Annotated in this window: 7 protein-coding genes; 2 read left to right on the top strand and 5 right to left on the bottom strand. The window is 64.5% G+C overall.

Annotated features, from left to right (window positions below; genetic code table 11):
• Positions 1 to 197 precede the first annotated feature (197 nt).
• Positions 198 to 1,196, top strand: coding sequence for a toprim domain-containing protein (locus QWZ14_RS10950; RefSeq protein ID WP_290316692.1), 999 nt, complete (start codon positions 198 to 200; stop codon positions 1,194 to 1,196).
• 322 nt (positions 1,197 to 1,518) lie between these two features.
• Entirely contained in the window at positions 1,519 to 2,166 is a 648-nt protein-coding gene (locus tag QWZ14_RS10945) for a hypothetical protein (protein WP_290316691.1), read from the top strand.
• Here the strand turns inward: QWZ14_RS10945 and QWZ14_RS10940 are convergent.
• The 5 genes from QWZ14_RS10940 to QWZ14_RS10920 all read right to left on the bottom strand — a co-directional run.
• Positions 2,106 to 2,795 (bottom strand): hypothetical protein, encoded by a 690-nt coding sequence (locus QWZ14_RS10940; protein WP_290316690.1) that lies wholly within the window; start codon positions 2,793 to 2,795, stop codon positions 2,106 to 2,108. The two genes, QWZ14_RS10945 and QWZ14_RS10940, sit on opposite strands and share 61 nt — an antisense overlap.
• Before the next feature lie 1,131 nt (positions 2,796 to 3,926).
• The gene (locus QWZ14_RS10935) at positions 3,927 to 5,402 is read right to left on the bottom strand and encodes a type IV secretory system conjugative DNA transfer family protein (RefSeq protein WP_290316688.1); all 1,476 of its coding nucleotides are present in this window, start codon (positions 5,400 to 5,402) and stop codon (positions 3,927 to 3,929) included.
• Positions 5,403 to 5,807: 405 nt separating this feature from the next.
• Positions 5,808 to 6,848, bottom strand: a complete 1,041-nt coding sequence (virB11, locus tag QWZ14_RS10930; RefSeq protein WP_290316687.1) for a P-type DNA transfer ATPase VirB11 — start codon at positions 6,846 to 6,848, stop codon at positions 5,808 to 5,810.
• A 166-nt stretch (positions 6,849 to 7,014) separates the two neighbouring features.
• On the bottom strand, positions 7,015 to 8,160 hold the full coding sequence (locus tag QWZ14_RS10925; protein ID WP_290316686.1) for a TrbI/VirB10 family protein: 1,146 nt from the start codon (positions 8,158 to 8,160) through the stop codon (positions 7,015 to 7,017).
• On the bottom strand, positions 8,157 to 8,418 hold a 262-nt coding region (locus tag QWZ14_RS10920; RefSeq protein WP_290316685.1), incomplete at its 5' end, for a TrbG/VirB9 family P-type conjugative transfer protein. The genes QWZ14_RS10925 and QWZ14_RS10920, both read right to left, overlap by 4 nt.

Raw genomic sequence — 8,418 nt, 5'->3', positions numbered from 1 at the left:
GCATCGAGCGGAGCAGTGGCCAGAGGCCCGCCCAGCCGGCCCAGCAGAGGCGTCAGGGAAACGAGGAAGCACGGGCACCTAAGAGCCCGGCCACGCCGTCCCAGGCTGCCCCCGCGCCTTCGCTGCGCGCAGTGGTAACTCCAGGGCGTCGAGCAGCGCCGCGCTTCACCGAGGCCAACGCCACGGCGGACTTCGCCATGGCGCTGCACCGGGCCGGGCTGCGTGTGGCCGGGCCAGTGGAGATGGATGGCAAGATGCACCGGGTTCCCGTGGAGGGCGACCGGAAGGGGCAGAAGTCGGGGACCTTTGTCGGGCATCTGGACGGTTGGCCGGCGGGCTACATCCACAATTACAAGACCGGAACCGAGATCCGCTGGAAGGCCGACCGACCCATGCTGCAGGTGGCACCGGCCGAGCGGGCGGCATTCGCGGCCGAAGCGGCGGCCAGGTCCGCGGATCGGGCGCGGGAGCGCCAGGATACCCAGGAGCGGGCGGCGAAGATGGCGCATCGGCTATGGGCCGCGGCGGCGCCGGCAACCTCGCACCCCTACCTCGCGGCCAAGGGTGTTCAGGCGCACGGGCTGCGGCAGGACCGGCGTGGCCGGCTACTGGTACCGGTGCAGGGCGCGGACGGGCGGCTTTGGGGCGTGCAGCGGGTGGGCGTGGATGGGTCCAAGCTGTTTTTGAAAGGCGCCAGGACTGAGGGCGGGCACGCGTTGATCGGCGGACGGCCGAAGCCGGGCGTGCCGCTGCTGGTGGCCGAGGGCTACGCCACCGGGGCGACGCTGCACGAGGCCACAGGGCTGCCGGTGGTCGTCGCCTTCAACGCGGGCAACTTGGCCGCCGTGGCGAAGGCGTACCGAGCGGCCGACCCATCGCGGCCCATGATCATTGCCGGCGACAATGACCACCACCTACCCAGAAGGGCGGTGCCGTTGCCGAACGTTGGGAAGGAGAAGGCTGAAGCCGCCGCGGCAGCCGTGGGCGGTACCGCCGCCCTGCCGTCCTTCCCGCCTGGCGACCGAGGCAGCGACTGGAACGACCTAGCACGACGTCAGGGGCATCAGCCAATCGTTGCGGCGGTGCGGGGTGCACTGGATCAAATACAGAGGGTAGCGGCGGATCGGGTGGAACTGGCTGCGGCAGCGAGCAGGCGAGAGGCGCAGAAAGTTCGCCCGCGTGGCCCGCGCATGTGACCGGCGAAAAGGGTGGGCAATGGGAATAGGTGATGCTGCCCGTTGAGGCTGCTCAGCGCCCATTTCTGCCACTCACTCGCCGTTATCGGTGTCCTAAAGCGGACATGGCCCCCGGGAGGTCGATGGCCGGGTTGTATCGAAAACGTCAGAACGATGATGCCCTCGCTCTTGGTCCGTGCTTTGGCTTCACATACAATTTTGAGCAAACGGTGAGGCAAGGTGACCCCGGTTACGCATCATATCCTGGAATATCCCCGGACCGTGTCCGGGGTGGCTGAGGTCGAGGATTCCCTTTTTGCGCTCCGTCACCTAGATTTGGGAAATGGACTCCACATACAATCTAAACGGTGGCCTCAAGCCTACGGTCAAGCGCTTCGCCGACCTGGACGGCCCCGACTTTTATCCAACGCCAACTTGGGCGACGCGTGCGCTGATCGATAACGAGAGCTTCGAAGGTAGGATCTGGGAACCGGCTTGTGGTGATGGCACGATGGCTTGCGTGCTGGCTGAGACTGGCCGACCTATAGATGCTACCGATCTCTATGACCGCGGGTTTGGAGAGTCGGGTATCGATTTTTTAAGATCGTCGCGGACAGCCGAGAATATCGTCACAAATCCGCCCTTCAACAGCGCCGAGGGATTTGTCCAGGCGGGCCTGCGTCAGGCGACGCGCAAGCTATGCCTGCTACTTCGCCTTGCCTTCCTTGAGGGTGCGAACCGCCAGAAGACGATCTTCACGAAAAATCCCCCGGCGCGGGTGTGGGTCTTCAGCGAGCGGATCACTTTCTATCCGGCCGGCGCCGAGGTGAAGGGCTCCGGCACGACGGCCTATGCCTGGTTCATTTGGGATAAACAGACAGGTGGTAGAGCGACTGAGCTAAAGTGGCTGCCGTTGGGCTATAAGATACGTCACTTGGCTTCAGCTAAATTGGAAGCAGAGGCTTCAAGGAAACCAATGCTGCTCAAATAGGCAATACCTTCGTCTGTAATCTCGATGCCTCTCCGAACCTTGCGCGCCAGCCCTACTTTAAAAATCGTTGGATGAGAACCTGCTACATTGCGGACAATCTGCTGCCATAGCTGTTCGTGTCTTCGTGTCGGCGATGGTTCGAGATCACTCACAGAAAGCTCTACAAATTTTGGGACCTCATCGCGAAGCAATTTCATAGACGCTATACGATTTGACTGACTGGCAGCGATCTTCAGAACAATCGTCCGCGCTTCCTCCTCGACCAGCCTATCGGCCTTTTGCCGCTCTAGTCTGCCAAATTCGAATGGTTGCCCGCGCTTCCATGCAGCAGCAGTCATCGGGATGACCATCTCTTTCATGACGCGCTCTATAATATCAGCGATAACCTTTTCATCAGTGACCTCCAGCGGCAGGTAGAGCGTTACCGTGAATTTTGGGTTAAGGTGTCCTCGATAAACCCGGAGGTCAAATCTGATATCGTTGCCGATTGTAAAGCTGGCGCCTTTGAACATATCGAGGCCGTCTTCGCCGTCTCGGAAGATGAGAGTAAAATATCTCAATGGCCTCCAAAAGATTGCATGAGGCACCACGTCATAGTCTGGCTTATACTTCAGGACGCGAACGGTCATGGTTGCCGATTGTCCACGTCGGCAAGGATGCAGGCAAAATCTTGTCCGTTTTTTTGTTGCAGAAGGACGCCAGGCGTCTTGTAGAGGTACCACCTAATCTCCTGCGGAGATTGGTTGGGTTGAGCCGCGGTGTCAGTTGTGAACTCAATTCCTCTACGGTTGTCGGCTAAAGGGTAAGGATAAGCCTGGACTGTTGGTTCCAGGCCGCCGTTCTTCGGCGTACTTCCCCAAATCTCGCCAGTTGCAGCCTGCATCGCAGCTACCTCGCGGGTTTGAAAATCAGGCGTCTCCCACCTGCAATAAGGTCCAAAACGCACGACATTGTCTTCTCTGCTGTTCCTGTAGACACGTTAACTCTAGTGTTTGTAAGCGGCAAGCAGATGGAAATCGTAATGGCTCGGGCGTTGAGATCAAGGTGCAACGTTATCGCTCAGGAAAGGCTAGGCGGCCAGTTCTGCTGGTACGCCGCGCCTCTGGATCCGCTTCCTCCTCACGCATGCTTTAAAGCTGCCGGTTCGGTTCCGGCCAAACATAGCCATTCGAACTGTCGTCAGGAGAGCACGTAAAGGATCGAGGGCAGACCTTAAAGCGCAGGTTAAAGGGCACTATCGTGCGGTGGCGGAAGACCTACCGCAGCTCTATCGTTCGACCGCTGCAGATTTCCCGACGCGGTATTAATTGAAGCCGGCGCGTCTCACTGTTCCGCATTCTCAATAGGTTAGGCCTGCTAAATAGTTTGAGGGATGCTTGTCTACGTTCTGGAGGATTGCTTCGGGTTCAGTAGGAGCAGGGGTTGTGCCAATACCAGGGCCGGCGTCAGCGGCAGGGCAGCGAGCCGGATTTTTTAGTGCGTCGAAATCCTCAATGGTGGGGGTAGAGCCAACGCGCGGCACCGATTCAGGTCCGCATACTGTGCTGCCGGTTTGGCGTGACGGCCTGGGCCGACGCCACGGAGGTCGGCCTCGCGGCCCGTCCAGCTGCGGCCACACCCTGCCAGTATTGCGTCGCCGCCGAGCTACGCCCCTGCACCGGCTGTTGCGTGCTGGCTTCGGCCGCGCCGGACATCTCCGCCCGACGCGACACTGGATCGTAAGATTGGTTGGAATCCTTGTTGTCTGACATGCCGTCCTCTTATTCCGCTGCCTGCTTATGAAAGCGGCTGGTCTCGATCGCTACCCGCAGCTCAGGTCGACGGAAGTATATGGCCCGCCCGCAACGTAGCGGCTTGGAGCCGCGGGCAAAGACGAACGTCTCATCGCCGCGCACGTCCTGCATTAGCTCATCCGGCCGGATCAGCGCGCGGGCCATCTCGTGCCGGTTCGTGCTGGTGCCCTTGGAGCGCGATCCAGCTTCCAGGGGTTTGCCCTGGCTGCCGCCGCTGGTGCCCTCGCTCTCGGCCAGGACCGAATGGCCGCCGGCCGCGTCGGAGACCGACTTCGCGGTGTCGCTGTTTTGGACGGCAGCATACATCCGCCAGCTCACGCTATCGAACCAAGCGTTCCGACCCTGCCGGCCCCATTGCTCCACAAGCTGATCCTCGGCCTGATAAAGCAGTTGCAGGGTGATCCCGTATTTTCGGCCGGCGTCGCGGGCGATTTCCAGGATCTTCATCGGCCCCAGCCGGCGGACTTCATCGAGCATGAACAGCACCCGGCCCTGCACGGCGCCGTCCGCCTCGTAGAGCGCGTTCAGCAGCGCGCCGACGAGCACACGGCCGACCGCAGGGGTGTCGCGCAGCACCTTGAGCGGGATCTGCAGGAACACCGTCAGATTGCCCTTGGTCAGCTCGGTGGTGTGGCAGCAGGGTTTCGTGCCTTCAGCGCCGCCCGACACTAGATCGGCGTAGGCCGCGACGGAGAGCCATGCGGTGTCGCCTGTGGCGTTGCCATAGATGCCAGAGAAGGTCTCAGGGACGATCTTCTTGATGGTCCCCGCTATGTCGCTGGCCATCGGACTGCGGGAGCCGACGTGGATGCCTTCCAGCACGTCGCGCATCTGATCTTCGGGGGTGACAATGCCGGCGCGGAGCGTGCGAAGGGTCTTGGCTGCCGCAGGTAGGGTGTCGTCCCACAGCATGTGCGCGAGTAGGCAGGCGACGAGCTGCTTGCCCCAGTTGCGGAAGAACTTGTCGGCGTCGGTGCTGCCACCCTCAGCCTCCCCGATGATCCATCCCACGACGGCGTAGACATTGGTTTCCGCAAGCGGCTGGGTCACGTCTATCCAGTCGAGGACGTTGACCCCGCCCGGCGTGCCTGGTTCCAGGGACACGACCTTGTGCCCCATGTTAGCGCGCGCCGTAGACAGCATTGGTCCCAGCTCGCGCGAGGGATCGAGCACCACGGCGGCGCCGGTCCAGTGCACCAAAGTGGAGGCGGCCGATACGGTCTTGAAGCCGCCCGAGCCAGCGAATACCAAGCTATGCGTCGGGCCGATCTTGCAAGGGTCGACCAGCAGCGCCGCCTTGCCACCCTGGCCCCACGTCTCGCGCTTCTCGGGGTCGAATGCGAGCTTGACCGTCTTGTCCTGATCCACCCGGTAGGCCTCGCCCACAACCACGCCGCCGAAGTCGGGATGTGGGCCGGGGAAGCGGTTGCGGGCCTCCTTCATGCTCATCCATTCGGCGTGCCCGTGGTTGTCGGTGCTGCCANCCCAGAAACACGGTGGGCGCCCCAGCTCCGAACATCAGCCAGCGGCCAACGATGGAATTTGCGGGCGCATACAGGGCGTAGCTCCACCACTGGCCGACCCAGGCGATGCCCTGAAAAGGAAAGTAGCGGACCAGGCCGGTGCCCCACAGGAACACGGCCGAGGCCGCGGCAGTCCAGAGCAGGGCGAGGATGGCCAGGAGCAGGCCCCAGGCCACCAGGCGGCCGGGAGAGGGGAGGCGGCGACGGTCGCTCATCGCCCTGGCCTCACGCGACCTGATGGTGGATGGCTAGACGAAAGACGTACAGCGTCCATCGTTTATCTTTCTTTCAGCCCGGCGCAGGGCATTCCCAGAACGGGCCAGCGCTAGGCGGCACGCAGCAGGTCGGCGGCAACCTCGCCGCGGCGGGCGGCGTCGTCAGCGAACCAGACCTCGCGGATGGAGTAGGTGCCGGCGTCGTTGTGCAAAGGCACGATGGCGTCCACGGCGCTGCCGATCATCGCGGCCAAGGTATCGTCGCCATAGGTGGCCCCCTGCGGGGTGCCCTTCACCAAGTTGAACAGCCGGCGCATGGCCTGCGGCGCGTCGGCGCCGTGAATCGTGGTGAGGCTGCCGGGGTGCCCGGTCATCACCTCGTTGAGATAGACCCAGGCCGCGTCGTCGCGGAGTTCCTGCAGCAGCACGCGGTCGGGGCGCATCCGCAGGGTGGCCTGCAGCAGGGCGTCGGCGGTCACGCCACCCAGGGTCAGCCCGCCCTTGGAGTAGAGCAGGCGGACGCAGTTGCCGTGCGGCACCACCAGTTCGAGCGCGTCTTCGATGGTCAGGATGCGCTCGGTGCGTGGGATTTCGGAGGTGAGGGTCTTGCTCAGCGTGGTTTTGCCGCCGCCAGTGGCGCCGCAGAACAAGACGTTGCGGCGGGCGCGCACCAAGCCTCGAAAGAAGGCCACAGCGTCGCCCGCATCGAACAGCTCGAGGAGGCCGGCACTGTCGGCCTGGCGCTGCTCGCGCCGCTTGTCCCAACGGTTCCAACGGGAGGTGTCGTAGCGCCCGGCCAGGTCGGACAGGGCGGACACGGTATCGCTCGGCCGGCGGAAGGTCAGCGAGACGGTGCCGGGCGGCACGGCTGGGGGTAGTACGACCTGGAGACGGTGGCCACTGGGCAGGTCGGTGGAGCATAGCGGGTGCTCGGCGCCGACGTTCTGGTTGCGCAGCGCCCCAGCCAGGATCGCCACTCCCTCAAGCATGTCGAAATTCAGCTCCGGGGCGGTGTGCCGCTCGAAGCGCCCGCCCTGGCGCAGCCAGAATTCGCCGGGGCGGTTCACACACAACTCCTCGGTGCGAGGGTCAGCCAAGGCACTGGCCACGGGGGCGAGAGCGAAGTCCAGTTGCGAGGCGGCGTGCATCATCGGTCCGCGTCCCGTGCGAAGGCGAACCACAGTTGCCCCGGATCGTGGATGGTGGGCGTGTCCTCCGGGAAAAAGCCGGTTAGGCGTCTTGCCTGCCCTGCTGTATCTCCGCGCCCGGCCGGCGCCGCGGTGGCCAGGGTAAGGGAGAGCTGCACCGCTGCGCTCCTCACCGGCTCACAAGCCGATACACGTCGGTGAAGTCCAAGTTTCGCGCCACGAACACCGTCATGGGCTCACCCTGGTTCCGCCGCAGGGTGGAGGGTATGTTGATGTCGGACTCGAGAGCCTGGCTGGTGGCGCGCTGGCCGCCTGACTGAAACTGGTTGAAGGTGACGCCCGTGCCGTTGTTCAGTGAGTTACTGGCGACGGTGGCCGCGGCCTGCAAGCCGGTGTCGAGGAAGGCCAGCAGCATGGCGCCGCGGAACCGCTCGAAGAAATGGCTATCGACCTCGCCGTCCAGCCCGGCCTGGCCCATCACGTCGGCGCCGGGGCTGTTCAGCTCCATCTGGACGCCACCCGGCGTCAGCGCTTGCGTCATCACCACGAACAGGCGGCGAGAGCCGCGGGCCATACCGGAACGAACCTCGCCCACGATGCGGGTTCCTCGCTCCATCAGCACGACCGTCCCGGTGGAGTCACGTACGTCCACAGGGGTAATGCAGGAGAAGAAGCCGGCGACCGTGCTATCGATCGGCATCTCTGGGATGCAGGCGATGCGTGTCCCGACAGGCACCGTCAGCTCAGGGTTCCGCAGCACGGTCGCGCGGGCTGTGGCCATGCGGGAGGGTCGCAGGCGCGAGGATAGCGCGTCGTCGGGCTCGGCAGCGCCGCCGGGGACCGTAGCAGGCGCTCCGGCCCGGGCGGCGGCACGGGGACCATCCGGCCCATCCGCCACGGGCTGTGCGGCCTGGGCCGCGGTGCGGTCCTCGTAGCTCATGATCGGGGTGGGGTTGGAGGCCTGGCGTCCGCCGCCGCCGAAAGCCATAGCACTGCGGGCGTTTGGTATCGGCATCCCCAAGCCGGCGGGGGTGGCCGGGATTGGCATAGCCACGACCGTGGGCAGCAGTGCCGGGGTGGCGGCCGGCTCGGGCATCGGCCGGTAGGGCTGGGAGCGGCCGGCCTCCGCGACCGGCTGCTCGCGCTCGCGCTCCGGGGTCGGGCGCGACGAAGGCCACATCGCAACCAAGCCGCAGGCCGCGAAGATGCCCACGCCAATCATCACCTTCTCCCGGCCCGTCAGCAGGCGGCGGCCGCCGGCGACGGGGGAGACGGGATCGTTGGAGGCGGCACCCCCTTCCACGGCGCCGCTCACTGCCGCAGCTCCCGCACCACGTCGGGGCTGGTGGTGCCAGTGCCGGGATTCCGGCCGTTGGCATCGTGCGCGCGGTTGAGGATGCAGAGCACCAGGCCGCCGTCCCGCAGCCGCAGGGCGGTGCCGGTCTGATGGATGGTGATGAGGCCCGAGGTGTTGGCCGAGTAGTTCACCGCCGCCTCGCGCCCGTCCGCGAGGACGGAGAAAATCGCAGGCATCCGGCGATTGCCGGGGAAGCGCAGGAAGGTGGATTGCCCG

The sequence above is a fragment of the Paeniroseomonas aquatica genome, assembly GCF_030409335.1.
GTDB lineage: Bacteria > Pseudomonadota > Alphaproteobacteria > Acetobacterales > Acetobacteraceae > Belnapia > Belnapia aquatica.
This window is presented reverse-complemented; position numbering and strand designations above follow the sequence as displayed.